Raw genomic sequence first — 24,146 nt, forward strand, 5'->3', positions numbered from 1 at the left:
TGTTTGAGCCCGTCAACAGCTTCAAAACCAATCAGACCAAGCTGGCAAGGCTCCAACGCCAGTTGAGCAAAAAGGTAAAGTTCAGCAGCAACTGGAAGAAACAAAAAGCCAAGATCCAGCGGCTGCATTCACATATCGCCAATACCCGCCGCGATTACCTTCACAAGGTCACAACGACTATCAGCAAAAACCACGCGATGATCGTCATTGAGGATTTGAAGGTTGCCAGCATGTCAAAATCAGCAGCGGGCACGACCAGCCAGCCGGGGCGCAACGTCCGGGCAAAATCAGGGCTGAATCGTTCGATATTAGATCAGGGCTGGTTTGAGCTGCGCCGCCAGCTCGAATATAAGCAGGCATGGCGAGGCGGTCAGGTGTTGGCGATAAACCCGGCCTACACGAGCCAGCAGTGCGCCTGTTGTGGGCATACTGCGAAGGATAACCGCCAGACGCAAAGCCAGTTTAAATGCGCTGCGTGTGGTTATGAGGCGAACGCCGATGTGAACGGCGCTCGCAATATTTTAGCGGCGGGACACGCCGTTTTAGCCTGTGGAGGCGTGGTGCAATCAGGCCGCCCGATGAAGCAGGAACCCGGTACTGCGCGAGCAGCTATCACCCAGTAATGGGAATCCCCCTCCTGTGACGCGAAGCGCTAAGGTGGGGGGAGGATGTCAATGCCGCGAGCAGCCGTCAACAAGCCGGACAGGTTAGACGAAGTTGGCCAGGTTGATGCCAAACTCCTTGGGGTCCACCGTGCTCTCTATGGTCTCTTGAACCCCTTTCTTAGCGAGATCCAGCCACTGCACATCGAGATAGTGTCGACGACCGGCGTGATAGATCACCTTGACCACGGGCTTGAGCGGTTGTTGTTCATTGCGTTGCATTACGACAGCCAAACGTTGGTTGGAGAGCTGCACCAGGGTGCCCACCGGATAGACCCCCATGCACTTGATGAATTTGGTCACCAGGTCGGCATCAAAATGCAGATCAACCCCCTTGAGCAAAATGCGAAACGCCTGGGTAGGCTGCATGCCTTGTTTGTAGACCCTGTCTGCCGTCACCGCATCGTAGACATCGACGATGCCACTCATGCGGGTGTAGAGGGAGAGCTGATCCCCCTTGAGGCGCCGCGGGTAGCCGGTGCCATCGATCCGTTCGTGATGATTGGAAGCGACTTCCAGCATGATGGGGGTGATGCCGGCGGTGGCGGCCAGGATGTCGTGGCTGTGGATGACGTGCTCGCGCATCACCTCCAGCTCCTCATCGGTGAGCTTGCCCGGTTTGTTGAGCACCTCGTCCGGGGTCATGATCTTGCCCACGTCGTGGAGCAGGCCACCCAGGGTCAGCTCCTTGAGCACGCTGCGATCCAGCCCCAGATAGCGGCCGAAGTTCGCCAGGAGGATGGCGACATTCATGGAGTGCTCCATCAGGTAGGCATCCTTGGCACGGATCCGCGCCAAACAGAGCATGGCATCGCCGTGGGTGAACATGGTATCGACCATCTCTTCGGCCACGGCGGCAAGGGGCGTGATGTCGATGGGCTCACCGGCCTTGAGATGGCGAATGAACTTGCCCTGGAGTTCGCGCGCTTCCTGATAGAGCCGACGGATCTTGAGCTCGCGCCCTTCACCACTGCCGATCTGACGAGAGGAGCCCGCCCCGTTTGTCACCACATCCGCCGGGCTTGCCGTGCCCCCTCCCGGCAGCTTGCTGCGGGCAAGATCCACCCGCACCGTCAGCACGCCGCGCCGGATCAGCGCCTCCACCTGTTGAGGGTTGGTCACCATGCCCGTCTGGGCAATTTCCATGGCGCCGGTCTGGCTGGCAATGGCAATGACATACATGCCAGGTTTCAACTGGCTGACGGGGATGACGGGGTGAGACTTAGTCGGCTTCATGGGTACATCCTGGGCTTATTATTATGTGTGATGTCGGTCTGCTGACGGCAGTCTATCACTGGCACATCATGGCGTCAGGCGCCATCTTGAGTCCCTGTCGCTTAGTACTGGTGTTGTCGGGTCTGACCGATATAATATCGCCCCCAATCATGATGGATTCCGAGGTTTTTGCATGCGGCTCGACAAATTTCTTTGCGATTGCTCCGATTTGACCCGTTCCCAGGCGGGCAAGCTGATCCGTCAGGGGGAAGTGCTGGTAGACGGCGTGCTGGTCAAGCAGCCCGCCTTTCACATCAATGAGCAACACCAGATCGAGTTTGACGGTGTGACCTTGACCCTGAACCAGCAGAATCGCTACTTCATGCTGCACAAGCCGGAAGGATACGTCTGCTCCAACGAGGATCCGGATCACGCCACCGTGTTCCACCTGCTCGACGAGCCGGCCATGGGCAAACTGCATGTGGTGGGGCGCCTCGATCTCGATACCACCGGGCTGGTGCTGATCACCGATGATGGCCAGTGGTCCCATCGCATCACGTCGCCCCGTCACGAGTGTGCCAAGACCTACCATGTTTGGCTGGCGGACCCCGTGAGTGAAGAGGCCATCTCGCTCTTTGCTGACGGTATCTATCTGCGCAACGAGAACGACAAGACCCGCCCTGCGGAGCTGGAAATCCTGGACGATCGGGAAGCACGCCTGACCATCCACGAGGGCAAGTATCACCAGGTGAAGCGGATGTTCGCCGCCATCGGCAACAAGGTGGTCGGACTGCATCGGGAACGCATCGGCGATCTGGCTCTGGACGATGAGCTGGCACCGGGGGAATACCGGGAGCTGACCGAAGAGGAAGTGGCTCTGTTCTAGGGGCGCGATCGCCTCTCTCCCTGTCCGGCGCGGGGGAGCATCGGCGGCTCAGAGCCGCCGATGGGCGTGTTGGTCCTTCCTTCTTGCAGGAGAGACGGGGCTCAGTTCCCCATTCCCAGCACCAGGGCCGTGCCCAGGGTGGCCAGCAGGGCTCCGGCCCAGGCGGGGAGCGAGGGACGCATCCCCGAGTGCCACCACAGCAAGGGCAGCAGAATGACCGGTGTGGTGGAAGACAAGATGGCCACCATGCCCACATCTCCCTGACGCAGGGCCACCAGGATCAGGGTCATTCCCAGCGTCATCGCCAGAAATCCGTTGATGCCTATCATGCCGAGCACCTGCCGGTTGATGGGGTTGTGCGGCATGGCGAGCGGCAGGCGCAGCGCCCGCAAGACGCAGTGTGCCAAGAGGGCGCTGCCCATGCGCACGCCGGAAGCGCTCACCGCGTCCACGGTGCCGCTCATCATCACCGGCTTGGCGATGATGGCTCCGAGGCTCTGGCACAGGGCTGCGGTGAGGCCAAGGGCTATGCCGACCACGAGGCGGCCGCGCACCTGCTCCCATTCGTTCTGCTGGTTGTCGCCACGACGACCAAACAGGATGGCGAGCATGACCCCGGCCAGGACCAGCAAGGCGCCTGGCAGGCGCCAACCATCGAGCCGCTCGCCAAAGAGCCAGAGCCCGAGCAGGGCGGAGAAGAGGGCGTGGCAGGAGAAGAGCAGACCGCTGCGCCTGGGGCCGAGTCGGTTCATGCAGGCAAAGAGGGCAGTATCGCCGACGAAGATGCCGATGAGACCGGAGAGGGCCAGCAGGGGAAGGGCGCTCTCGGTGAGGGTCTGCCAGCCTCCCGTCACCAGACTTGCGCTGGCCAGCATCAGGCTGACCAGGAACATCCGCCAGCGGCTGTAGGCAAAGGCCCCCAGATGGCGAGCCGGTTTGACGGAGATGAGGGCGGCGATCGCCCATAAACTGGCGGCAGCCAGCGCCAACCATTCGTAACCCATAAAGACCCCTGAAACGGTAGACGACAACCGGACCTACAGGCGACATATCACCCCGGGCCGATTGCCAAGGGGGCAGGGGAGTGCGCCTTCTGGCGATTGCGCCCACCCGTGGCGGCCGTGTCGTCATAAACCTTGAAAAAAATAGCCCGGAAGACTCCCTCTATCGGGCAGGCCCGATACAATACGGGTCGTCTTCGGGGATAACAAGCGCGGCATGATGCATTCGGTTCCAGGCGCGCCGCCGGCCTTCCCCCCATTGCAGTCAAAAGAATTGAACGAGGTTGATGTCATGTTTTACCGTTTCGCCGCCAGGCCAGTCCGCCGCTGGCTCTCTCCCTTGCTGTTCGGGTTGATGGCGGTGCCGCCGCTTCAGGCCACTACCGTGGTGCAGCAGCCCGTGCTGTCGGACAGGCAGACCCTGGTCAAGGGCAATGGCGCCGAACCCGAGTCCCTCGATCCGGCCCTGATCCGCTCCGGTTTCCCGGGGGAGGTGGTGCTGGTGGACCTGTTCGAGGGGCTGGTGAGCGAGGATGGTCAGGGCAAGATAGTGCCCGCCCAGGCCCAGCGCTGGGAGACCAGCGAGGATGGGCTGGTGTGGCGCTTCTTCCTGCGTCCCCAGCTCAAATGGTCCAACGGCGAGCCGCTCACCGCCCGGGATTTCGTCTACGCCTGGCGGCGGCTGCTGAACCCGGCGCAGGCTTCCCCCTCCGCCGGCCTGCTGCTGGCGACCGGCATCAACAATGCCCAGTCCATCTATGCCGGGGCGCTCGACCTCGATGCCCTGGGGGTGGAGGCAGAAAGCGACCAGATCCTGAAAGTGACCCTGGAGCGCCCCGTTCCCTATTTCCTGCAACTGGTCAGCCAGCGCCCCTTCGTGCCGGTCAACGAGCGGGTTATCGCCCAGTTTGGCAAGCAGTGGACCCAGCCAGGCAAGATGGTGAGCAATGGCCCCTACAAGCTGGCGAGCTGGGTGGTGAACGAGCGCATCGAAGCCGAACGCAACCCCCAGTACTGGGATGATGCCCATACCCGGATCCAGCGGGTGACCTACCTGCCGCTCGCTTCCCAGCATGGGGAGCGGCTGCGTTACGAAGCGGGGGAGATCCAGCTCACCAACAAGGTGGCGTTGGAGTACTACCAGAAGACCATGCAGGAGGCACCGGAGCGGATCTGGGGTCTGCCGCTGCTTGGCACCTATCTTTACACCTTCAATCTCAATCGCCCCGAGTTGCAGGATGTGCGGGTGCGCCAGGCGCTCTCCATGGCCATCGATCGCCACCTGCTGACCGAGAAGGTGAGCGGCCAGGGGGAGCGCTCTGCCTGGTCACTGCTGCCCGCCATGCCGGGTTATGACGAGCTGGATATCCCCCTCTCCCGGGAAGACCAGCCGACCCGGTTGGCCCGGGCCGCCGCACTGTTGGCCCAGGCGGGCTACAACAGCGCCCATCCCCTCAGGCTGACACTGACCTACAACACGTCGGAGAACCACAAGAAGCTGGCCCTGGCGGTGGCGGCCATGTGGAAACCGCTGGGGGTAGAAGTCTCCCTCAACAACATGGAGTGGAATGCCTATCAGGTGGCCAAGGACAGTGGAGATTTCATGCTGGCTCGTTCATTTTTGTTTGGTGATTATGTCGAGCCGTCGTCCATGCTTGGCAGTTTCCGCTGCCAGGATCCCCAGAACGAGAGCGGCTACTGCAACCCCGCCTTCGATGGTCTGCTGCAACAGGCCGCCGAGACCCTGGATGCCAACGCCCGGTCCGGGATCTATCATCAGGCCGAGCAACTGCTGATGGAGGAGGTGCCCGTCATCCCCGTCTATCACTACAACCAGATGCGACTGGTGGACCCGGCACTGCGCGGCTTGCCGAGCCGCAACCTCAAGGGCGCCATCGCCACCAAGGATCTCTATTTCAGCCAGCCATGAGGAGTGTGGAATGAAGATTGCCATTGTCTCGGATCTGCACGGCAGTCTGACTGCCCTCGAGCAGGTGCTGGCGCAACTCGCTCCCTGGCAGCCTGATCACTATCTGCTGCTCGGGGATCTGCTCAATCACGGGCCGCGCAATCCGGTGCCGGCGGGGTATGATCCTGCCGCCGTGGCGGCAAGGCTCAACGAGCTGGCGCCCCGCATCATGGCGGTGCGTGGCAATTGCGATTCGGAGGTGGACCAGATGCTGCTCCACTTCCCCATCACGGCGCCCTACAACCAGCTGCTGGTGGATGGGCGGCGCTGGTTTGTCAGCCACGGTCATCTCTATGAGCCCGGCAACGTGCCCCTGCCAGCAGGGAGCCTGTTCATCAGCGGTCATACCCATGTGCCTGTGTTGCGCCAGGAGGGAGAGATTTTCCTGATGAACCCGGGGTCTATCTGTTTTCCAAGGGGCGAGTGGGTGGCCAGTTATGGGCGCTATGACGACGGCTGCATGAGCATCCATGCCTGCAAGGATGGAGAAACCCTGATGCAGCTGGTGCTCTGATGAGGGGCTGGCAAGGAGAGGAAATCAGAAGGGGGAGAGGAGATCAGGCCTTGATCCCGAAAGAGCGGGTGCCTGAGCGGGTATTACCTTTGGCGTCATAGGTCAGGGAGCTGCTGTCTCTGAGCTTGCTGAGGAAGCTGGCGAGACGGCGATTGGAAACAATGCTGAGTTCGAGCAGACGTCCGTTGAGGTTGTTCTGCTCCTGACAGGCTTCCAGCTTGGCTTGAAGGGCCTGCAATTGGGTCGGGAAGGCGCGCAGCTGTTGCTGCAGGTCGGGTAGCTTCGCCAGAGTCTTGTCCAGCGTCTCGATGGCCACCAGCAGTTGCTGCTTGCGATCGGCGAGTGCCGGCAAGGCAAGGGCCCGGTGAGCCTTGAGGAGGTCGAACTCCTCTGCCAGCAAGCCTTGCATCTGGGAGAGGTTGTCGTCCTGAGCGCGCAGCAGCGAAGGGAGGTCCATCATCCCAACCGTTTATCCAGATCGGCTTCGAAGCTGAACATCTTTCTGGCCACGGCTTCGCTGTTGACCTTGTACTCCCCACTGGCCACGGCCTTCTTCAGGCTCTCGACGCGGCTCTCGTTACCGGTGGAGGCGGTGTTGAGGGTCTTCTGCATCTGTTGCAATTGCTGCGCCTCACTGGTCAAGGAGACAGAGTCGCTCTTGACGGTCGTCGCACGGCTGCTCTCGCTGGAGGTCGCCGACTTGGTGGCTACACCTTGGCTGCTGCCGCTGTTTTGCAGGCGGTTGTTAGCCAAGTTGTTGATATTGTTGATAGCCATAAGGTTTACCTTCGTCTGCTTTGCTGTTCGCTTACCTGTGTATCGGTGACGGCGGTCAGAACTTTAGAAAAAAATTGCGCAGTGCATTCATGTGTCAGAATGTCACGACCACGGAGCCCACTGCACTGACCTGGCCTTGCACCGTTCTGCCCGAGCGCGTGTTGACAAGCCGGATCATGTCTCCGAAGCTGCCATCTTGCAAGGCGCGGGCCATGGTTTTGATCTGCATGCTGCTGTTTTCGGCGCTCAGGGTGACCTGGTCCCCCTTGCAGACCACGCATACCTGGGTGAGCCTGATTGGCTGACCCGGTTTGAGCTCACGCTTGCTGCGTACCCCGATGAGGGCGGTCGGGTCGGTAAGGTAGTCGCCACGGATCAGGGTCTGATCCTGGTATGCCAGGGTCAGCATGGGTTCACTCAGAATGTCTCCCTTGGCAACCGGGACGGCGACGGTGACATAGGGTTTCTGGATGCTGACCCGGACCGGTAGATAGAGATCCCAGGATTTGTCTCCCTCGCACTTGAGGTAGACGGTGGTGTTGCGACGGATCTCCATCCGGGCGGGGAGGGAAATGGTGAGGGCATCTTCGCAGCGCGTGAGGGGGAGGCGCTCGTCAATGGTACCGGCCTTGACGTCGGCCTGTGCATCGAGGGGAATATCGAGCTGGTCGAGCACGAACGCCTGTGCCTGTTCTTGCAGATAGTCGGTGACCTCGGACGCCATGGCGTGAGACAGACTGCAAAACGGCAGTAAGATAAGGAAAAGTCTACTAATCATTTTTGCTTACCGGTCGATAAGTTATTCACGTATACCACCGTAGTTAACTATGCTTGCTCCAGAATTATTCGGTTGTTGAAACAACGATGATCTGATGCAAGCCAATGTGCATGCATAATGACATGCACGATCAGTGCCAAGCATTTTTAGGGAGTGTTTATGGCGAGTATTCTGGACTCGGTTAACCAGCGAACCCAGCTAGTGGGACAAAACAGGCTGGAGCTGCTGTTGTTTCGTCTCAATGGACGTCAAAGATTTGGCATCAACGTATTCAAGGTACGCGAGGTGCTGCAGTGTCCCCCTCTGACCGTCATGCCCAAGCTCAACTCCTGCATTCGCGGCGTGGCACATATCCGTGGCCAGACCATCTCGGTGATCGATCTCAGCATGGCGATGGGCAAGCGCCCCATCCAGGACCTCTCCAAGTGCTTCATCATCATCTCCGAGTACAACCGCTCCATTCAGGGGTTCCTGGTCCACTCGGTCGAGCGCATCATCAACATGAACTGGGAGTCCATCCTGCCGCCACCCAAAGGGGCCGGTCGCATCAACTACATGACGGCGGTGACCGAGGTAGATGGTGAGCTGGTGGAGATCCTGGACGTGGAGCGCATTCTCAACGAGATCTCGCCGGTCTCCACCGAGGTGTCCACCGAACTGGTGGAAGCAAGCGTGGAGCGCAATCCTCACGGGCGTCCCGTGCTGGTTGCGGACGACTCTTCGGTTGCGCGCAAGCAGGTTCAACGGGCACTGGAGGCTATCGGGGTACAGTGCGTGCTGGCCAAGGATGGACGGGAAGCGCTCAACATGTTGCTGGAGATGTCCAAGAACGGTCCCATCAAGGATCAGATAGCCCTGGTCATTTCGGACATCGAGATGCCGGAGATGGACGGTTATACCTTCACCGCCGAGATCCGCAACAATCCCAACCTCAAGGATTTGCATGTTATCCTGCACACTTCCCTCAGTGGGGTGTTCAATCAGGCCATGGTGCAGAAAGTCGGAGCGAACAATTTCATTGCCAAATTCCAGCCGGATGAATTGGCCAAGGCCGTACAAGGCGCTCTCTAATCAAGAAGAACAACTGCATGAAGACACTTTCGGACGACTTATACAGGCAATTCAGCAATTTTCTGGCGCAACAGAGCGGCATAGTACTGGGTGACAACAAACAGTATCTGGTTAAAAGCCGCCTGTCGCCCTTGATGACTCAGTTTGGTATCGAGAGTCTGTCTGATCTGGTCACCCGGGCGATGAGCGTGCGCGAGCGGGAACTCAAGATGGCAGTGATCGATGCCATGACCACCAACGAGACTTTGTGGTTTCGCGATACCTATCCGTTCCAGTTATTGAGTGACAAGATTTTCCCGGAGCTTGGTAAGAGCGGTCGCACCATCAAGATATGGTCTGCCGCCTCTTCGTCCGGACAGGAGCCCTACTCCATCGCCATGACGGCGCTGGAGCAGCAAGTTAAACGGCCGGGTAGCATGCCGGGCGGGGTGCAAATAGTAGGGACCGATATATCCAGCACCATGCTGAACCTGTGTAAGGAAGGGATCTACGATAGCCTTGCACTGGCTCGCGGGCTTTCCCCCGAGCGCAAGCGACTCTTTTTCGAACCCTATGGCGACAACAAGATGCGGGTGGTGGAACGTGTCAGAAAATTGACCAGCTTCCGCCCTCTCAACCTGCTGGAGAGCTACAGCCTGCTCGGCAAGTTTGACATCATCTTCTGTCGCAACGTGCTCATCTACTTTGCGCCCGAAGTGAAATCCAAGATCCTCAACCAGTTCGCCAGCAGCCTCAATCCTGGCGGCTACCTGATGCTGGGGGCCTCCGAGTCTCTGGCTGGCCTCACCGATAAGTTCGAGATGATCCGCTGCAACCCCGGCATCGTCTACAAGGTCAAATAACCCCGCTCAATACCCTCTTGGCACACCTCTTGCTAAATATCCATGAAGCAGGAGGTGTGCTATGGCAATTTCATTCGACAAGGCATTTGGTGTTCATCAGTACACGCTGAGCGTGCGCGCCAAGCGTGCCGAGGTGTTGTCCAGCAACATCGCCAATGCGGATACGCCGGGTTTCAAGGCCCGTGACATCAACTTCTCACAAGCGTTGCAGGATGCCCAGGGCCAGCAAGGGTTCGGGCTCAGCACTACCAGCGAGAAGCACTTCGCCTTGCAGATGGATTCCCCGGGCACGACCCAGTACCGCAATCCCCTGCAACCGGATACCGGTGACGGCAACACGGTGGACGTACAGCAGGAGCGCAGCGAGTTCCTGCGCAACAGCCTTGAATACCAGGCCTCTCTTGAATTCATGAACAGCAAGATAAGCGGCCTGCTCAAGGCACTGAAAGGAGAGCAAGGATGAGTTTGTTCAAGGTCTTTGACATTGCAGGCTCAGCCATGAGCGCGCAGTCCGTTCGCCTCAACACGGTGGCGAGCAACATGGCCAACGCTGACAGCGTCAGCTCCAGCGTGGAAAAAACTTACCACGCCAGGCGGCCAGTCTTTGCCGCCCAGTTGGATCAGGCCATGTCCGACAAGCAGGCCTCGGTCGGGGTGGATGTGAAGGGCATCGTCGAGAGTGATGCGCCCCTGCTCAAGGAGTACAACCCGAATCACCCCATGGCGGACAAGGATGGCTTCATCTTCAAGCCCAACGTCAACATGGTGGAAGAGATGGCGGACATGATAGCGGCGTCGCGCAGCTACCAGACCAACGTCCAGGTGGCCGATGCGGCCAAGAAAATGTTGCAGCAGACCCTGGGTCTGGGCAAGTCCTGACAGAGGTGAACCCGGATGAGAGTGACCCGTGATCGCCTGCCAGGCGGCAACAATCGGCCCAGTGGGCACGCCCTAGAGGGGGGAGCATAAGTGGCAGATACCTATGACAGCCTGCTGGGCGTCAACCGGACGACGTCGGCCCAGACCAGTACGGTCAACACCAGTACCCAGAAAAAGGAGCTGGATCAGGAGTCCTTCCTGAAACTGCTGACCATGCAGCTCTCCTATCAGGATCCGTTCAAACCGGTGGACAACGCCCAGATGCTTTCCCAGATGACCTCGATGTCAACGTCTCAGGGGATCAGCAGCCTCTCCACCCAGATGGAGAGCCTCAACAGCCTGATGACTTCCAGCCAGGCGCTGCAGGCCTCCGCGCTGGTGGGACAGAACGTGCTGATCCCGTCCAACACGGGTTACGTGGAGAAGGGAGGCACCCTCACGGGGGTCATCGCCACCGGCGATGGCGGCAGCAACATCAAGGTGACGGTGAAGGACGAGAGCGGCCAGGTCATCAGGGAGTTCGCCATCGAAGGGAGCCACAAGGGGAACGTGGCCTTCGAATGGGATGGCAAGGACAAGTCCGGCAACCAGGCCAAGAGCGGCAAATTTTCGATAGAGGCGCATGCCACCGTCGACGGCAAGTCGGAGAGCGTCCCCGCCCTGACTTACGCCAAGGTGGAGAGCGTCACCCTGGGAACGAGCACCAACCCCAGCACCCTCAAACTCAAGGGACTGGGCGGCATCTACCTGACCGATGTATTGGAAATTGGCGCGACGACCGGCAAGACCACCACCCAGTCGGCTTCGTCCTCTAACGCAGTGATCTAAGGAGAAAGACATGTCATTCAACAATGCCCTCAGCGGCATCAATGCGGCTCAAAAAGACCTGAACGTCACCGCGAACAACATTGCCAACGTCAATACCACCGGCTTCAAGGAGTCCCGCGCCGAGTTCGCCGACGTCTACGCCAACTCCATCTTCGTCAACGCCAAGACCCAGGTCGGCAACGGGGTGGCGACTGGCGCTGTGGCTCAGCAGTTCCACCAGGGCGCGCTGCAATTCACCAACAACGCGCTGGATCTCGCCATCCAGGGCAACGGCTTCTTCGTGACCTCGGACGGTCTGACCAACCTGGATCGCACCTACACCCGTGCGGGCGCCTTCAAGCTCAATGAAAGCAGCTACATGGTCAGCAACTCCGGCGGTTATCTGCAGGGATACGAGATCAACTCTGATGGCACCCCCAAGGCGGTGAGCATCAATGCCACCAAGCCCATCCAGATCCCGGACAAGGCCGGTGAACCGGTGCAGACCACGACGGTCGAAGCTGGTTTCAACCTGCCTTCCAGCACGAAAACGCTGATGGATGTCAATGCCTCCAAATTCGATCCCACTGACTCGACCACCTACTCCTCCTCCACCTCCGTGGTGGTCTATGACTCCCTGGGCGAGCCACACACCATCACCCAGTACTTCACCAAGGAAGCGGATCCGGCCGATCCTACCCAAGCGGCGGTGCCGACTGCCTGGCGCATGTACCTCTATGAAGGGGACAAGCCCATCGACATCGTAGGCGGTACGGCCACCACCATGGCGACCGGTTTGAGCCAGGCTCCCCTGAGCGCCCGGGTGACCTTCGATGCCTCCGGCAAGATGGTCACACCCACCACCCCGGCGGTCATCAAGACGGAACCCCTGGGGGCGGCGGGGGCCGGTATCATCACCAATGGCGCCGATGGCACCCAGGAGATTGAGTTCAAGCTCGGTACCGTGACCCAGTACGCCTCCCCCTTTGAAGTGAGCAAGCTGACCCAGGACGGCTCCACCGTCGGTCGCCTGACCAAGGTGGAGATCGGGGCGGATGGCATAGTCTCCGCCACTTACAGCAACGCCACCACCGTCAAGGTGGCCATGGTGGCCATGGCGAAGTTTGCCAATGCCCAGGGGCTCACCCAGGTCGGCGACACCTCCTGGCGCCAGTCCCTGCTCTCTGGCGATGCCTTGCCCGGCACCCCGAACTCCGGCACGTTCGGCTCCATCAAGTCGTCGGCGCTGGAGCAGTCCAACGTGGACCTCACCACCGAGCTGGTCGATCTCATCACTGCCCAGCGCAACTTCCAGGCGAACTCCCGTTCCCTGGAAGTGAACAGCTCCCTGCAGCAGAACATACTGCAGATCCGCTAAGACGGCGGGTAGTTGGCAGGGGCGCTTCGGCGCCCCTTGTCATTTCTGTCCCGCCTCATTTCCTCCTTTCATTCCGTCTTCGTCATCTCTCTTGGCATTCAACTTGCAGTTGAGCTGTGAGAGTCATCTGTTTGACGGAGGATCCCATGGATCACCTGCTTTACATCGCCATGTCCGGGGCCAAGGAAAACATGAACAGCCTGGCTGTTCGTGGCAACAACCTTGCCAACGCCAACACCATTGGCTTCAAGTCTGACTTCGAGCAGGCGCGCAGCATGCAGGCGTTTGGCGAAGGGCTGCCCACGCGGGTGTTCGCCATGACCGAGCGGCCGGGCCAGAACCTGCAGCACGGCATGCTGATGACCACGGGTCGGGATCTTGACGTTGCCGTCGATGGACCGGGCTGGATTGCAGTGCAGGATCCCAACGGTGCGGAAGCCTATACCCGCATGGGCAACCTGCAGCTCAATGCCACCGGCAATCTGCAGACTTCCACCGGTCTGAATGTGGTGGATGATGCCGGTCAGCCCATCGTGCTGCCCCTGCCCATGGAGAAGATCGAGATCAATCGCGACGGTACCATCAGCGGCCGTCCCGAGGGGGCCGCCGCCAACCTGCCGGAAGATTTCCAGCGTATCAAGCTGGTCAACCCGGCAGCAGATGCGGTGGAGAAAGGCCAGGACGGCCTGTTTCGCCGCAAGGATGGCCAGAATGAGGCCGCGTCTGCGGATGTGGGCCTGATCGCCGGCTCCCTTGAGGGGAGCAACGTCAACGTGGTCGACGAGATGACCAACCTTATTCGCTTGCAACGTCAGTTTGAAACTCAGGTCAAGATCATGAAGACCGCCGAGGAGAACGACGAGGCACAAACCCAGCTGCTGCGTATCAGCTAATCAAGGAGCACCCCATGAATCCTGCACTCTGGATCAGCAAGACCGGCCTCGATGCCCAGCAGACCAACATCTCGGTCACCTCGAACAACCTGGCGAACGCCAGCACCGTGGGCTACAAGAAGGCGCGGGCCATCTTCGAGGATCTGCTGTATCAGAACATCAACCAGCCTGGCGGTCGCTCCTCGGCGGACACCGAGCTCCCTTCCGGCCTGATGCTGGGGGCGGGGGCCAAGGTGGTCGCCACCCAGAAAAACCACAGTCAGGGCAACGTCCAGACCACGGACAACTCCCTTGACCTGATGATCAGCGGCCGCGGCTACTTCGAAATCCAGCTGCCCGATGGCAGCGCCGCCTATACCCGCAACGGCCAGTTCACCCTGAACGACGAGGGGACCATCGTCACCCCGGGCAACGGTTACCCGTTGCAACCGGAGATCCAGATCCCCGAGAACGCTCAGAGCGTCACCGTGGGGGAGGATGGCCAGGTCTCCGTCCAGCTCAAGGGGGATGGCCAGTCCCAGGTGGTGGGCCAGATCAACACCACGGACTTCGTCAACCCCACCGGCCTGCAGCCCATGGGAGAGAACCTCTTCCTCGAGACCCAGTCCAGCGGCGCCCCCATTCAGGGGACTGCCGGTGCGGACGGGCTGGGGGTGATCAAGCAGGGGATGCTGGAGACCTCCAACGTCAACGTGACCGAGGAGCTGGTGAATCTCATCCAGGCTCAGCGGGTCTACGAGATGAACTCCAAGGTCATCTCCGCCGTCGACTCCATGATGTCCTTCCTGACCCAGCGGACCTGATGAAAGGAGTGCCATGATGAAAGCCATATGGATGCTGGGACTGCTGACGCTGGCGGGTTGCACCAGTACCCCCAATACCGCCAAACCGGATGACCCGGATTTCGCCCCCGTCTACGGGGAGTCGGAGCCGGTGTCGGTGCGCCCGACCGGCGCTATCTTCCAGCCCGAGCAGGTCAACGGCATCTACTCGGACATCAAGGCGCACCGGGTGGGTGACATCATCACCATCCAGTTGGCGGAGTCGACCTCGGCGTCGAAAAAGGCCAACACCCAGAGCGGCAAGGACAACAAGCTGGCGCTCGACCCCGTCACCCTGGGTGGCGTGCCGGTCACGGCGGGGCCCTACGATCTGTCGGCCTCCATCGGCCAGAACAGTGCCTTCAAGGGGCAGGCCAAGGCGGATCAGAGCAACAGCCTGCAGGGCAACATCTCGGTCAGCGTGGTCAAGGTACTGCCAAACGGCAACCTGCTGGTACGCGGCGAGAAGTGGATCATGCTCAACAATGGAAACGAATACATCCGTATCACCGGTCTGGTGCGCCCGGAGGACGTGAGCTCGGAAAACAGCGTCTCCTCCCAGCGGGTGGCCAATGCGCGTATCTATTACGGCGGTACCGGGGATCTGGCGAACACCCAAGAACAGGGCTGGCTCACCAGCTTCTTCAACGGCCCCTGGTGGCCCATTTAAGACTCAAGAGTCCGGGGCGTTCACGGGTCCCGGATCAGGAAGGTTTTGTTAGGAGATGTCATGAACCGATTCCGTCTGCTTGCCCTGCTGTGCTGCCTGCTGCCATTCGGGTTGGCGCACGCATCCCGCATCAAGGACCTCGCCTCGGTGGAAGGAGTGCGCAGCAACCAGCTTATCGGTTACGGTCTGGTGGTGGGCCTGCCCGGCACGGGGGAGAAGAACAACGCCTTCACCGAGCAGACCTTCAGGACCATGCTCAACAACTTCGGCATCAAGGTGCCTGACAACATCAAGCCCAAGATCAAGGACGTGGCGCCGGTGGCCATCCACGCGGATCTGCCCCCCTTCTCCAAGCCGGGTCAGACCATAGACGTCACCGTCTCCGCCATCGGCGAGGCGAAGAGCCTGCGTGGCGGCACCCTGCTCCAGACCTTCCTGAAAGGGCTGGATGGCCGCGTCTATGCGGTGGCCCAGGGCAGCCTGGTGGTCGGTGGCCTCGGGGCCGAAGGGGCGGACGGCTCCAAGGTGGTGGTGAACACGCCCACAGTGGGGCGCATCGCCAATGGGGCGACCGTGGAGCGGGAGGTTCCCAACTCCTTTAGCCAGGGCGACACCATCACCTTCAACCTGAACCGGCCGGACTTCACCACCGCCCGCCGTCTGGCGGACGTGGTCAACGATCTGGTGGGTCCGAACACCGCCCAGGCGATGGACGCCACCTCCATCAAGGTATTCGCACCGCGGGATCCGGCCCAGCGGGTCTCCTACCTCTCCACCATCGAGAACCTGGAAGTGGACCCGGCGAGCGAGTCCGCCAAGATCATCGTGAATTCGCGCACCGGGACCATCGTCATCGGCAGCGAGGTCAAGCTGCGCCCGGCGGCCATCAGCCACGGTGGGCTGACGGTCACCATCGCCGAGAACCAGCAGGTCTCCCAACCCAATCCGCTCGCTGGCGGGCAGACGGCGGTCACCAACAACTCCACCATCAACGTGCAGCAGGATCCCGGTCGGATGTTCAAGCTCGATACCGGTGCGACTCTGGACGACCTGGTGCGGGCGGTGAACCAGGTGGGGGTCGCCCCCGGGGATCTGATGGCGATCCTGGAGGCGCTGCAGCAGGCGGGCGCGATCCAGGGCCAACTGGTCATTCTGTAATTTCGTGAGCGGCAAGCGGTTGCCACGGGCGGCAAAGAGGTAGGTTATGGCAGAGTTCGACACCCAGAGCGGTATCAATATTGGCATGGTGCAGGATGTCCAGAACCTGGACAAACTGCGCCAGATGAGCCTGAGCAAGGAGGGGAAGCAAGGGGCCCTGATGGCGGCCGCCCGCCAGTTCGAATCCATCTTCACCCAGACCCTGTTCAAGGGGATGCGCCAGGCCAACTCGGTGCTCACCGAGGGCAACCCGATGAACAGCAGCTACACCCAGTTCTATGAAGGGATGCTGGACGAGCAGCGGGTTGCCGACATGTCGAGCAAGGGGGGGCTGGGCATTGCCGAGATGGTGGCCAGGCAGCTCTCACCCGAGCAGACCTTCACCCATCAGGATGGCCGGGTACTCAAGCTGCCCCAGCGTACCGAGCGGGTCTACAAGCCCTATCAACCCCCCAGTGCCTCCAACGATGTGATTGCTGCCTCCAAAGTTGGCAAAGATTTTGCTGATAACGAAATGAAGGGTGAGCTGAATGGGGCCGAGCGTACGCTGGCCATGCCAAGACGCCCCCACCGCACCGTGCCGCCCATGGGCAGCAGCCAGAGGCCTTCGGCCCTGGATGGCAGCGCCAAGGTGTTTGACAGCCCGGAAGAGTTCGTCGACAGGCTGATGCCGCTGGCCAAGAAGGCGGCGGACAAGCTGGGGTTGAGCCCGGCGGTGCTGGTGGCCCAGGCCGCCCTTGAGAGTGGCTGGGGCAAGCGGGTGATCAAGGATGCAGACGGAAACGTGACGCACAACCTGTTCGGCATCAAGGCCGATCCGCGTTGGGAAGGCCCCAAGGCGGTGGTGAGCACCCTGGAATACGAGCAAGGGGTGGCCTCGCGCCAGAAGGCGGCGTTTCGTTCCTACGAGTCGTTCGAAGAGAGCTTCAACGACTACGTGGATTTCCTGACCTCTGGGAGTCGCTACAAGGGGGCGCTGGCCAAGGTGGACAGCCCGGACCGTTACTTCGAGGCGTTGCAGCAGGCCGGTTATGCCACCGATCCCCAGTACGCCAGGAAACTTAAACAAGTGTTGCGCAGTGATGCCATCGCCGGTTACTCGACGCCCGGCAACATTGCAGACAGGAACACAGAGATGGAGCTGTAAGCTATGGCAAGCGATCTGCTTGGAATTGGGACCTCGGGTGTGTTGGCCCAGCAGCGACTGCTGCAGACCACCAGCAACAACATAGTGAACGTCAATAGCCAGGGCTATGTACGTGAACGCACCCTGATCTACACCAATTCCGTCGGATTGGGGACGGGCGATATGGTGAGCGATCGCATCATCAACGCCTATGCCCAGGCCGAGGTGCGCCGTGATACGTCCGCTTATAACGCCGCCAACACCCGCTACGATCAACTGTTCCGGCTCGACAGCCTGCTCGGTGATGCCAGCAACAGCGTGGGGACCACCATCACCTCCTACTTCAAGGCTTTCCACACCGCCAACGAGTCACCGTCCGAGATCGGGGGGCGCAAGACGACCCTGAGTGAACTGAGCGGCATGGTGGACAGATTCCATACCCTCTCCGCCCAGCTCGACAAGCAGTCCGATACCATCAACGCCACCATTGGGGACGAGACGGACAGGGTGAACAGCCTGCTGAACAGCATCAACGATCTGAACCAGGCAATCGTCCGCACCCAGGGCTCCCCTGAAGAGAACCTGATGCTGTTCGATCAGCGGGATGAGGCCATTCGCCAGCTCTCCGAGAAGATGGAGATCCGCACCGTGACCCAGCCCAATGGCAGCATGCTGGTCAACATGAGCACAGGGCACTCCCTGGTGCTCGATGGCGGCGTGGCCCAGTTCAAGGTGGTGCCGGGGGACCCGGATTCCCGTGAGCCTTCCCTGCAGCTGACCCTGGGCAAGAACCAGGCCAGCATCAACGACCAGGATATTGGCGGTGCCATCGGTGGCCTCTTCACCGCGCGCCGGGATCTGGAGCCCGCCAAGCGGGAGCTGGGGCAGCTGGCCGTCGCCCTGGGGGATGCCATGAACCAGCAGAACCGGCTGGGGATGGATCTCGACAACGAGCTTGGGGGGGATCTCTTCACCCTCAAGGGAAGCCAGGGGCTGCCCTACGCCAGCAACCAGGGTAACGGGGCGGCCAGCGTCAACTTCGTCCCCGGCAAGGGGAGCGAGGTCACCACCTTCGATTACGAGGTGCGGTTCAACAGCGCCACCGGTTACGAGGTATTCGCCATCGACGGCAGCGGGCAGCGTACCTCGCTCGCCATGGGGACCACGCCGCCAGCCACCTTCGAGGTGGCGGGGCACGGCATCGAAATCGATCTCTCCGGCACTCCGGTCGCGGGTGACAAGATCTTGTTGCAACCCACCCGGAATGCGGCTGCCAACCTGGAGCAGGCGATCACCCGTCCCGAGGATATCGCGCTGGCATCCCCCCTGAAGGCGGACAAGGGATCCCAGAACCTGGGCTCGGGCGAGATAACGCTGGGCGGTGTCTACAACACCGGCACGGGCTCGGGTTTTGGCACCAACACTCTGGACCCGAGTGCCCCCCAGGTCATCAAGATCGACGGCAGCGGCAACTACGAGGTCTATGACAAGAACAACAACCTGCTCGGTGTGGCCCCCGCCTCCAGCAAGGGGAAGAACCTGATGGCCGCCCTCGAGAGCCCCTTAGGGGGGCCCAAGGTCTACGCAGATCCGACCCAGAGTCCGGGCTATGAGTTCAGCATCACCGGCAAGGTGGAGGCCAGCGACAGCTTCACGCTCAGCTACAACAAGGACGGCTTTGCGGACAACGCCAACGGCCTGGCGCTGGCGGAGCTGCAGAACAAGGAGCTGGTGCGCAAGAACAATAACGCCGCCACCAGCAACGACAAGATGACCTTCAACGATGCCTACTCGGGTCTGGTGAGCGGCATTGGCAACAAGACCAGTCAGGCCAAGACCCTGCTGCAGGCCAACGAGGCGAAGCTGACCCAGAGTACCGCCATCTTCGAGAGTGTCTCCGGCGTCAACCTGGAGGAGGAGGCGGCCAACCTCATCCGCTTCCAGCAGTCCTATGCGGCCTCGGCCCAGATAGTGAATACCGCCAAGACCATCTTCGACACCCTGCTCTCCTCCGTGAGGTAAGTCATGCGCATCACCACCAACATGATCTATGACCGCAACCTTGCCTCCATGAGCAAGGTGAGCGAGCGCCAGAACACCGCCTACAACCAGTTGATGACGGGGGATAAATTCTCCCGTTCCGGGGAGGACCCGGCCGGCATGAGCCAGAAGATGGCGCTGACCAAGGAGATCGATCTCTTCAAGCAGTACGGCGTCAACGGCAGCCTGCTGGAGAACAGCCTGGGCCACGAGGAGACGGTGCTGACCTCCCTCAACAACGCCATGCTGAGTGCCCAGACCCTGATCCAGAAGGCGAACAACTCCGCCATGGGCTCCGAGGAGCGCAACGCCATCGCGAGCGAACTCGAGGGGCTGCAAAAGCAGATGTTCGACCTGATGAACAGCAAGAACTCCCAGGGGGAGTACATCTTCGGCGGCAATCAGAGCAAGACCCAGCCCTTCGTCAAGGATGCCAGCGGCAACTATGTGTTCCAGGGGGACACGGGGCAGCGCAACATCCAGGTCTCTCCCACGGTGCAGATCCCGGCCAACGACTCCGGTTTCGATCTGTTCGAGATGGTGGCGACCCGGCGCACAGCCAGCGCCGCCAGTGGCAACATCCAGGTGTCGGTGGCGGATCAGGGGAACTTCGAGAGCTTCTATCGCAACAACTATGATGCTTCCCTGCCGAGCAACCAGTATGCGGTCAGCACCCTGGCCGGGCCGCCGGACACCTACGAGATCCGTGACAGCGGTGGCACCCTGCTGCAAAGCGGCGATTATGTGGCGGGCAACAAGATCCCCTTCAACGGCCTGGCGCTCACCCTCGACCTCCCTGCGGGGTCGGCGACCCAGAACTTCGTGCTGGATACCCCGAAAAACGACAACATCCTCAATGGCATGTCCGATTTCATCTCCGCCATGCGCGATCCGACCCTGTCCGAGAGCGATTTCCAGCTGGCGGTCTCCGATGCCACCACCCACATGAGCAACGCCAGAACCAAGATAGACCGGGGACTGGGGGAGCTGGGGGGAAGGATGAACAGCCTGGAGCAGGTGATGAGCTCCAACGACGGAATCAGCACCCTGAACCAGCAGGCGCGGGCCAAGGTGTCCGAGGCGGACATGTACGAGGTGATCGCGGCCCTCTCCAAGGAGGATGCAGCCATGAGCGCCTCCCAGCTCGCCTTCAGCAAGATAAGCAAGCTGACCCTCTTCGACTATATCCGCTGACGTTCATCCGTTGACCGCAGGCTCCCCCGTGCCACGCACGGGGGAGCCTCGTTTCATGAAAGGCCCGCCGTCCGGCCAATTTGTAACAACCCGTTGCCAGGGGCCCGTTTGCCTTGACTCGACCTGCGCCTGGGCAGATGATGCCGCCCGCACGGTAGCGCCGTGCAATCAATGTTCGCAGCATCTCGTTAGGCGAGGCTCCTGCATAAACACTAGATTGGCCCCTTGAAGATCCAGACACAGGCCACTGATCTCACCAGATCTTTGCGAGAAGCCCCTTCCTTTTAGGGAGGGGAGGTAGAGCAAAGCGGGCGAAAGCCCGCTCAGTGTGCAATGCTGTTCAGATAAGCACTTTTTTGACTGATTATTCATAAATTGGATTTGAGTTGAGGGGGCAAGGCTGTGTCCAGTCGATCTTCCTCCAGCCTTTATCCAGCGGGGCTTGCAATAGAAAGAGGGAGGCATCATGCCTCCCTCGATTTTTTGTCCTGATACTACGTGGACTGGAACTCAAATTCTCTTAAGTGAACAGCATTGCGCTCAGTGTGGCCTGTTTTGCTGCTCAATATATTGCCTTAGAACCTCTATCGGTGCCCCTCCAACACTTCCTGCAAAGTACGATGGCGACCACAACACATCGCTTTTCCATGCCACCTTGTGCAACTCAGGGAAGTGTAATTTTAGCTTGCGACTTGAGACCCCTTTTAAGCTGTTAACCAGCTTGCTTATCGCCACCTTGGGCGGGAAATTGACCAGCAAGTGAACGTGATCTGTCTCGCCGTTGAACTCGACCAGCTCAACCTCAAACTGTTGACAAATATCCCGCATTATCTCTTCCAGCTTCGTCAGATGCTCGCCATCAAACACCCGCCCTCGGTATTTTGTGATGAAAACCAAGTGGGCGTGCATCAAGAAAACACAGTGCCGCCCCGCTCTTATCTCAGACATAGACCAACCTTGTATTTGTTACCTAATGGCAATAATATAGAGGAATATGAGCATTCAGACCAAAACTCTTTCTGTCAGGATCAAAGACCGCCACGCGCCCCTGCTTCGGCAGATGGCTTTCGAGGCAAATCAGGTCTTTAATCTGGCGAACGAGATAACCAGCAAGGCATACAGCAACGCTTGTGAAGCGGGGCCGCAGATACCTGTCTGGTTGTCGGTGTTTGATGTTCAAAAGCAAACAGCAGGCATCCAGAAGGAGCGAGGCTGGACAATCGGCAGTGCCACCGTGCAAGAGGTCATTGCCAGCCACGGAAAGGCCCGCCAGCAGTTCAAACGCGCCAAACTGCGCTGGCGTTCCAGCAGTGGAAGCAAGCGGGCGCTTGGGTGGATACCCTTCAAGTCCCGCGCCGCAAGCTGGAAAGGCGGTCAGGTCAAGTTTGCGGGGTATTTCTTCAAGGTCTGGGACAGCTACGGCCTGAGTGCATACCAGTTCAGGGCTGGCAGCTTTTCAGAAGACAGCCGTGGCCGCTGGTACTTCAATGTCTGCGTTCAGGTCGAATGCAAAACAACCACGGCGACCAGTGCGGTCGGGGTAGATCTCGGTCTCAAGGACACTGCAACTCCATCGCACGGCAAGCCGCTTGAGGCAGGCCGTTTCTATCGAGATTTAGAGGGCTCGCTGGGTAAAGCTCAACGAGCCAACAAGAAAGCGCGGGTGAAAGCAATCCACGCCAAGATTAAGAACCGCCGCAAAGACGCACTGCACAAGTTCAGTTCTGCGCTGGTACGTGACAATGCGGCGATATTCGTAGGCGATGTGAGCCCCAGCAAACTGGTAAAGACCAAGATGGCAAAATCCGTCTTGGACGCTGGCTGGGCAATGCTCAAGACACAACTGGAATACAAAGCGATAGCGCGGTCAGTGGTGTTTGAAGTCGTCAATGAAAGCTACTCCACCCAGACTTGCTCGTGCTGCGGGACAATTCCCACAAGCAGTCCGAAAGGTAGGGCAGATCTTGGAATAAGAGAATGGACTTGTGTCGAGTGCGGAGCGACACACGACCGCGATATTAATGCGGCCAAGAACATTCTCGCGGCGGGGCATCGCCGTCTAGCAGTAGGAATCCTCGTCCTTTAGGGTGGGGAGGGTGTCAAATGAGGGCATCTGTGATGAAGAAAACACACACCCTGCTCAATCGTCATCAACTGCTCGACCCGGTTGCCCTGCGCAACTGGCTGGCGCACAACCTGGATCCGGTGGCCCGTGCCGATCAGCTTCTGACCCTGCGCCCGGAAGAGCTCAACTGCATCTTCGATACCCTCTCCATGCCGGAAGGGGCGTCCTTGCTCGCCTCCCTCCCGGCGGAGTGTGCCGGCCATCTGCTGCTCAGGCCGCATGGCAGCATCGTGGGAATACTGCAGGGCACCCTGGCCCGTCGGGACCTGCTGGCCATCCTGCGCAGGCTCGACGAGCACGATCGCAAGACCCTGCTCGCCCGGCTGCCAGACCCCGCCCGTAAAGCCTTCCAGTCACTGCTGGCCTGGCCGAACGAGTCGGTGGGGGCCAACATGCGCCACGAATACCTGGCAGTGGAGGCCAATGCGACGGTGGAAAGCGCCAAGCAGCTGATCCACGGGGCCTGGGATCAGGCCAGGTTGTTCGGTCATCTCTATGTGGTTGACGGCGAGCAGCGCCTGCTTGGCAGCGTCTCCCTCAAGTCGCTGCTGATCGCCGATCCGCTGCTGCCGGTAGGGGAGCTGATGGAGGGGGAGGCGGTGCGCATCAACGCCCGGGCGGATCAGGAGCTGGCGGCCCGCCTGCTCATTGACCGCGACCTCTCGCTCCTGCCGGTGGAAGATCAGGGGCGTCTGGTGGGGGTCTTCCACGTGGACGATGCCGCCGACATCCTGGAGCTGGAGTCCACCGAGGATGCGGAGCTGCAAGGGGGCTCCTCGCCGCTGGATACCCCCTATCTGCAGGCCACCCCCTGGCAGTTGTGGCGCAAGCGGGTGGGCTGGCTGCTGATCCTGTTCGTGGCGGAAGCCTACACAGGCACCGTGCTGCGGGCCTTTGAAGAGCAGCTGGAGGCAGCCATCGCCCTGGCCTTCTTCATCCCGCTCCTCATCGGCACCGGTGGCAACAGCGGTACCCAGATCACCACCACCATAGTGCGCGCCATGGCGGTGGGGGAGGTGAGCCTGAAAAACCTCGGCACCGTGCTGAAAAAGGAGATCTCCACCGGTCTGCTCATCTCGGCCGCCATCGCGCTGGCGGCCTGGGTGCGGGCCTGGAGCCTGGGGGTGGGGCCCGAGATCGGCATGGTGGTGACCCTGACCATCGTCGCCATCGTGCTCTGGAGCGCCACCGTCGCCTCGGTGATCCCCATGGTGCTGCGTCGCTTTCGCATCGACCCGGCGGTGGTCTCCGCCCCCTTCATCGCTACCCTGGTGGACGGTACCGGCCTCATCATCTACTTCGAGATAGCCAAGCTGATCCTGCCGGATCTGCAGTAGGAA

25 protein-coding genes are annotated in these 24,146 nt (G+C 60.3%); 19 read left to right on the forward strand and 6 right to left on the reverse strand.

Annotation, left to right across the window (positions count from 1 at the left end):
- Positions 1-623: RNA-guided endonuclease TnpB family protein (locus C3418_RS10575; RefSeq protein ID WP_146054103.1), on the forward strand; the 623-nt coding region annotated here is incomplete at its 5' end.
- A gap of 84 nt (positions 624-707) precedes the next feature.
- On the opposite strand, the gene C3418_RS10580 is transcribed toward C3418_RS10575, so the two are convergent.
- A complete protein-coding gene (locus tag C3418_RS10580; RefSeq protein ID WP_103858461.1) occupies positions 708-1,898 on the reverse strand; it encodes an HD-GYP domain-containing protein in 1,191 nt (396 codons plus the stop codon).
- A gap of 172 nt (positions 1,899-2,070) precedes the next feature.
- Between C3418_RS10580 and rsuA the strand changes: the two genes are divergently transcribed.
- The gene (gene rsuA, locus C3418_RS10585) at positions 2,071-2,763 is read left to right on the forward strand and encodes a 16S rRNA pseudouridine(516) synthase RsuA (RefSeq protein WP_103858462.1); all 693 of its coding nucleotides are present in this window, start codon (positions 2,071-2,073) and stop codon (positions 2,761-2,763) included.
- A gap of 101 nt (positions 2,764-2,864) precedes the next feature.
- On the opposite strand, the gene C3418_RS10590 is transcribed toward rsuA, so the two are convergent.
- Positions 2,865-3,767: a DMT family transporter gene (locus C3418_RS10590; protein ID WP_010675302.1), complete on the reverse strand. Its 903-nt coding sequence runs from the start codon at positions 3,765-3,767 to the stop codon at positions 2,865-2,867.
- A gap of 289 nt (positions 3,768-4,056) precedes the next feature.
- Here C3418_RS10590 and C3418_RS10595 point away from each other — a divergent pair, with 289 nt between their 5' ends.
- Positions 4,057-5,694, forward strand: coding sequence for a peptide ABC transporter substrate-binding protein (locus tag C3418_RS10595; RefSeq protein ID WP_162629642.1), 1,638 nt, complete (start codon positions 4,057-4,059; stop codon positions 5,692-5,694).
- A gap of 10 nt (positions 5,695-5,704) precedes the next feature.
- The gene (gene yfcE, locus C3418_RS10600; RefSeq protein ID WP_103858464.1) at positions 5,705-6,247 is read left to right on the forward strand and encodes a phosphodiesterase; all 543 of its coding nucleotides are present in this window, start codon (positions 5,705-5,707) and stop codon (positions 6,245-6,247) included.
- A gap of 43 nt (positions 6,248-6,290) precedes the next feature.
- Here yfcE and C3418_RS10605 read toward each other — a convergent pair whose 3' ends face one another.
- The 3 genes from C3418_RS10605 to flgA all read right to left on the reverse strand — a co-directional run bounded on the left by C3418_RS10605 (position 6,291) and on the right by flgA (position 7,724).
- On the reverse strand, positions 6,291-6,707 hold the full coding sequence (locus C3418_RS10605; RefSeq protein WP_162629641.1) for a flagella synthesis protein FlgN: 417 nt from the start codon (positions 6,705-6,707) through the stop codon (positions 6,291-6,293).
- On the reverse strand, positions 6,704-7,024 hold the full coding sequence (gene flgM / locus C3418_RS10610) for a flagellar biosynthesis anti-sigma factor FlgM (RefSeq protein WP_010675298.1): 321 nt from the start codon (positions 7,022-7,024) through the stop codon (positions 6,704-6,706). Before flgM ends, C3418_RS10605 begins: the two co-directional genes overlap by 4 nt.
- 94 nt (positions 7,025-7,118) lie before the next feature.
- Positions 7,119-7,724, reverse strand: a complete 606-nt coding sequence (flgA, locus tag C3418_RS10615) for a flagellar basal body P-ring formation chaperone FlgA (protein ID WP_029314756.1) — start codon at positions 7,722-7,724, stop codon at positions 7,119-7,121.
- A 237-nt stretch (positions 7,725-7,961) separates the two neighbouring features.
- Here flgA and C3418_RS10620 point away from each other — a divergent pair, with 237 nt between their 5' ends.
- The 13 genes from C3418_RS10620 (at position 7,962) to flgL (ending at position 20,681) form a co-directional block, all read left to right on the forward strand.
- Positions 7,962-8,873 carry a chemotaxis protein CheV gene (locus C3418_RS10620; RefSeq protein ID WP_010675296.1) on the forward strand — a complete coding sequence of 304 codons (912 nt, stop codon included), beginning with the start codon at positions 7,962-7,964 and terminating at the stop codon, positions 8,871-8,873.
- Between the two features lie 17 nt (positions 8,874-8,890).
- A complete protein-coding gene (locus tag C3418_RS10625) occupies positions 8,891-9,715 on the forward strand; it encodes a protein-glutamate O-methyltransferase CheR (RefSeq protein WP_103858465.1) in 825 nt (274 codons plus the stop codon).
- Between the two features lie 61 nt (positions 9,716-9,776).
- A complete protein-coding gene (gene flgB, locus C3418_RS10630; protein ID WP_053288337.1) occupies positions 9,777-10,178 on the forward strand; it encodes a flagellar basal body rod protein FlgB in 402 nt (133 codons plus the stop codon).
- Complete coding sequence (flgC, locus tag C3418_RS10635; RefSeq protein WP_005329775.1) at positions 10,175-10,594, forward strand: flagellar basal body rod protein FlgC; 420 nt, start codon at positions 10,175-10,177, stop codon at positions 10,592-10,594. The genes flgB and flgC overlap by 4 nt, the downstream gene beginning before the upstream one ends.
- Before the next feature lie 90 nt (positions 10,595-10,684).
- A complete protein-coding gene (locus C3418_RS10640) occupies positions 10,685-11,422 on the forward strand; it encodes a flagellar hook assembly protein FlgD (protein WP_103858466.1) in 738 nt (245 codons plus the stop codon).
- A gap of 10 nt (positions 11,423-11,432) precedes the next feature.
- Positions 11,433-12,779, forward strand: coding sequence for a flagellar hook protein FlgE (gene flgE / locus C3418_RS10645; RefSeq protein ID WP_042017542.1), 1,347 nt, complete (start codon positions 11,433-11,435; stop codon positions 12,777-12,779).
- Positions 12,780-12,925: 146 nt separating this feature from the next.
- Positions 12,926-13,672 (forward strand): flagellar basal-body rod protein FlgF, encoded by a 747-nt coding sequence (gene flgF, locus C3418_RS10650; RefSeq protein ID WP_010675291.1) that lies wholly within the window; start codon positions 12,926-12,928, stop codon positions 13,670-13,672.
- Positions 13,673-13,686: 14 nt separating this feature from the next.
- Positions 13,687-14,475 (forward strand): flagellar basal-body rod protein FlgG, encoded by a 789-nt coding sequence (flgG, locus tag C3418_RS10655; protein ID WP_010675290.1) that lies wholly within the window; start codon positions 13,687-13,689, stop codon positions 14,473-14,475.
- A 16-nt stretch (positions 14,476-14,491) separates the two neighbouring features.
- Positions 14,492-15,163, forward strand: a complete 672-nt coding sequence (gene flgH / locus C3418_RS10660) for a flagellar basal body L-ring protein FlgH (RefSeq protein WP_010675289.1) — start codon at positions 14,492-14,494, stop codon at positions 15,161-15,163.
- A 60-nt stretch (positions 15,164-15,223) separates the two neighbouring features.
- Complete coding sequence (locus tag C3418_RS10665; RefSeq protein WP_010675288.1) at positions 15,224-16,321, forward strand: flagellar basal body P-ring protein FlgI; 1,098 nt, start codon at positions 15,224-15,226, stop codon at positions 16,319-16,321.
- 46 nt (positions 16,322-16,367) lie between these two features.
- Positions 16,368-17,468: a flagellar assembly peptidoglycan hydrolase FlgJ gene (flgJ, locus tag C3418_RS10670; RefSeq protein WP_103858467.1), complete on the forward strand. Its 1,101-nt coding sequence runs from the start codon at positions 16,368-16,370 to the stop codon at positions 17,466-17,468.
- A gap of 3 nt (positions 17,469-17,471) precedes the next feature.
- Positions 17,472-19,469: a flagellar basal body rod C-terminal domain-containing protein gene (locus C3418_RS10675; RefSeq protein ID WP_103858468.1), complete on the forward strand. Its 1,998-nt coding sequence runs from the start codon at positions 17,472-17,474 to the stop codon at positions 19,467-19,469.
- Positions 19,470-19,472: 3 nt separating this feature from the next.
- A complete protein-coding gene (flgL, locus tag C3418_RS10680) occupies positions 19,473-20,681 on the forward strand; it encodes a flagellar hook-associated protein FlgL (protein WP_103858469.1) in 1,209 nt (402 codons plus the stop codon).
- Between the two features lie 540 nt (positions 20,682-21,221).
- Here the strand turns inward: flgL and tnpA are convergent.
- On the reverse strand, positions 21,222-21,629 hold the full coding sequence (gene tnpA, locus C3418_RS10685) for an IS200/IS605 family transposase (RefSeq protein ID WP_103858470.1): 408 nt from the start codon (positions 21,627-21,629) through the stop codon (positions 21,222-21,224).
- 46 nt (positions 21,630-21,675) lie between these two features.
- Between tnpA and C3418_RS10690 the strand changes: the two genes are divergently transcribed.
- Both C3418_RS10690 and mgtE read left to right on the forward strand, forming a co-directional pair.
- Positions 21,676-22,767: an RNA-guided endonuclease TnpB family protein gene (locus C3418_RS10690; RefSeq protein WP_103858471.1), complete on the forward strand. Its 1,092-nt coding sequence runs from the start codon at positions 21,676-21,678 to the stop codon at positions 22,765-22,767.
- A 32-nt stretch (positions 22,768-22,799) separates the two neighbouring features.
- Positions 22,800-24,143, forward strand: coding sequence for a magnesium transporter (mgtE, locus tag C3418_RS10695; protein WP_103858472.1), 1,344 nt, complete (start codon positions 22,800-22,802; stop codon positions 24,141-24,143).
- Positions 24,144-24,146: the final 3 nt, after the last annotated feature.

It is taken from the genome of Aeromonas sp. ASNIH8, from assembly GCF_002919855.1.
GTDB lineage: Bacteria > Pseudomonadota > Gammaproteobacteria > Enterobacterales > Aeromonadaceae > Aeromonas > Aeromonas caviae.

Bases quoted from the DNA above. Each gene is read 5' to 3' on its own strand.
- flgB (WP_053288337.1), top strand. From the start codon at position 9,777: ATGGCAATTTCATTCGACAAGGCATTTGGTGTTCATCAGTACACGCTG.
- C3418_RS10595 (WP_162629642.1), top strand. From the start codon at position 4,057: ATGTTTTACCGTTTCGCCGCCAGGCCAGTCCGCCGCTGGCTCTCTCCC.
- flgC (WP_005329775.1), top strand. From the start codon at position 10,175: ATGAGTTTGTTCAAGGTCTTTGACATTGCAGGCTCAGCCATGAGCGCG.
- flgH (WP_010675289.1), top strand. From the start codon at position 14,492: ATGAAAGCCATATGGATGCTGGGACTGCTGACGCTGGCGGGTTGCACC.
- C3418_RS10690 (WP_103858471.1), top strand. From the start codon at position 21,676: ATGAGCATTCAGACCAAAACTCTTTCTGTCAGGATCAAAGACCGCCAC.
- flgM (WP_010675298.1), bottom strand. From the start codon at position 7,024: ATGGCTATCAACAATATCAACAACTTGGCTAACAACCGCCTGCAAAAC.
- C3418_RS10590 (WP_010675302.1), bottom strand. From the start codon at position 3,767: ATGGGTTACGAATGGTTGGCGCTGGCTGCCGCCAGTTTATGGGCGATC.
- C3418_RS10625 (WP_103858465.1), top strand. From the start codon at position 8,891: ATGAAGACACTTTCGGACGACTTATACAGGCAATTCAGCAATTTTCTG.
- mgtE (WP_103858472.1), top strand. From the start codon at position 22,800: ATGAAGAAAACACACACCCTGCTCAATCGTCATCAACTGCTCGACCCG.
- yfcE (WP_103858464.1), top strand. From the start codon at position 5,705: ATGAAGATTGCCATTGTCTCGGATCTGCACGGCAGTCTGACTGCCCTC.
- tnpA (WP_103858470.1), bottom strand. From the start codon at position 21,629: ATGTCTGAGATAAGAGCGGGGCGGCACTGTGTTTTCTTGATGCACGCC.
- flgE (WP_042017542.1), top strand. From the start codon at position 11,433: ATGTCATTCAACAATGCCCTCAGCGGCATCAATGCGGCTCAAAAAGAC.
- flgJ (WP_103858467.1), top strand. From the start codon at position 16,368: ATGGCAGAGTTCGACACCCAGAGCGGTATCAATATTGGCATGGTGCAG.
- flgG (WP_010675290.1), top strand. From the start codon at position 13,687: ATGAATCCTGCACTCTGGATCAGCAAGACCGGCCTCGATGCCCAGCAG.
- rsuA (WP_103858462.1), top strand. From the start codon at position 2,071: ATGCGGCTCGACAAATTTCTTTGCGATTGCTCCGATTTGACCCGTTCC.
- flgF (WP_010675291.1), top strand. From the start codon at position 12,926: ATGGATCACCTGCTTTACATCGCCATGTCCGGGGCCAAGGAAAACATG.
- C3418_RS10675 (WP_103858468.1), top strand. From the start codon at position 17,472: ATGGCAAGCGATCTGCTTGGAATTGGGACCTCGGGTGTGTTGGCCCAG.
- C3418_RS10665 (WP_010675288.1), top strand. From the start codon at position 15,224: ATGAACCGATTCCGTCTGCTTGCCCTGCTGTGCTGCCTGCTGCCATTC.
- C3418_RS10580 (WP_103858461.1), bottom strand. From the start codon at position 1,898: ATGAAGCCGACTAAGTCTCACCCCGTCATCCCCGTCAGCCAGTTGAAA.
- flgL (WP_103858469.1), top strand. From the start codon at position 19,473: ATGCGCATCACCACCAACATGATCTATGACCGCAACCTTGCCTCCATG.
- C3418_RS10605 (WP_162629641.1), bottom strand. From the start codon at position 6,707: ATGATGGACCTCCCTTCGCTGCTGCGCGCTCAGGACGACAACCTCTCC.
- C3418_RS10620 (WP_010675296.1), top strand. From the start codon at position 7,962: ATGGCGAGTATTCTGGACTCGGTTAACCAGCGAACCCAGCTAGTGGGA.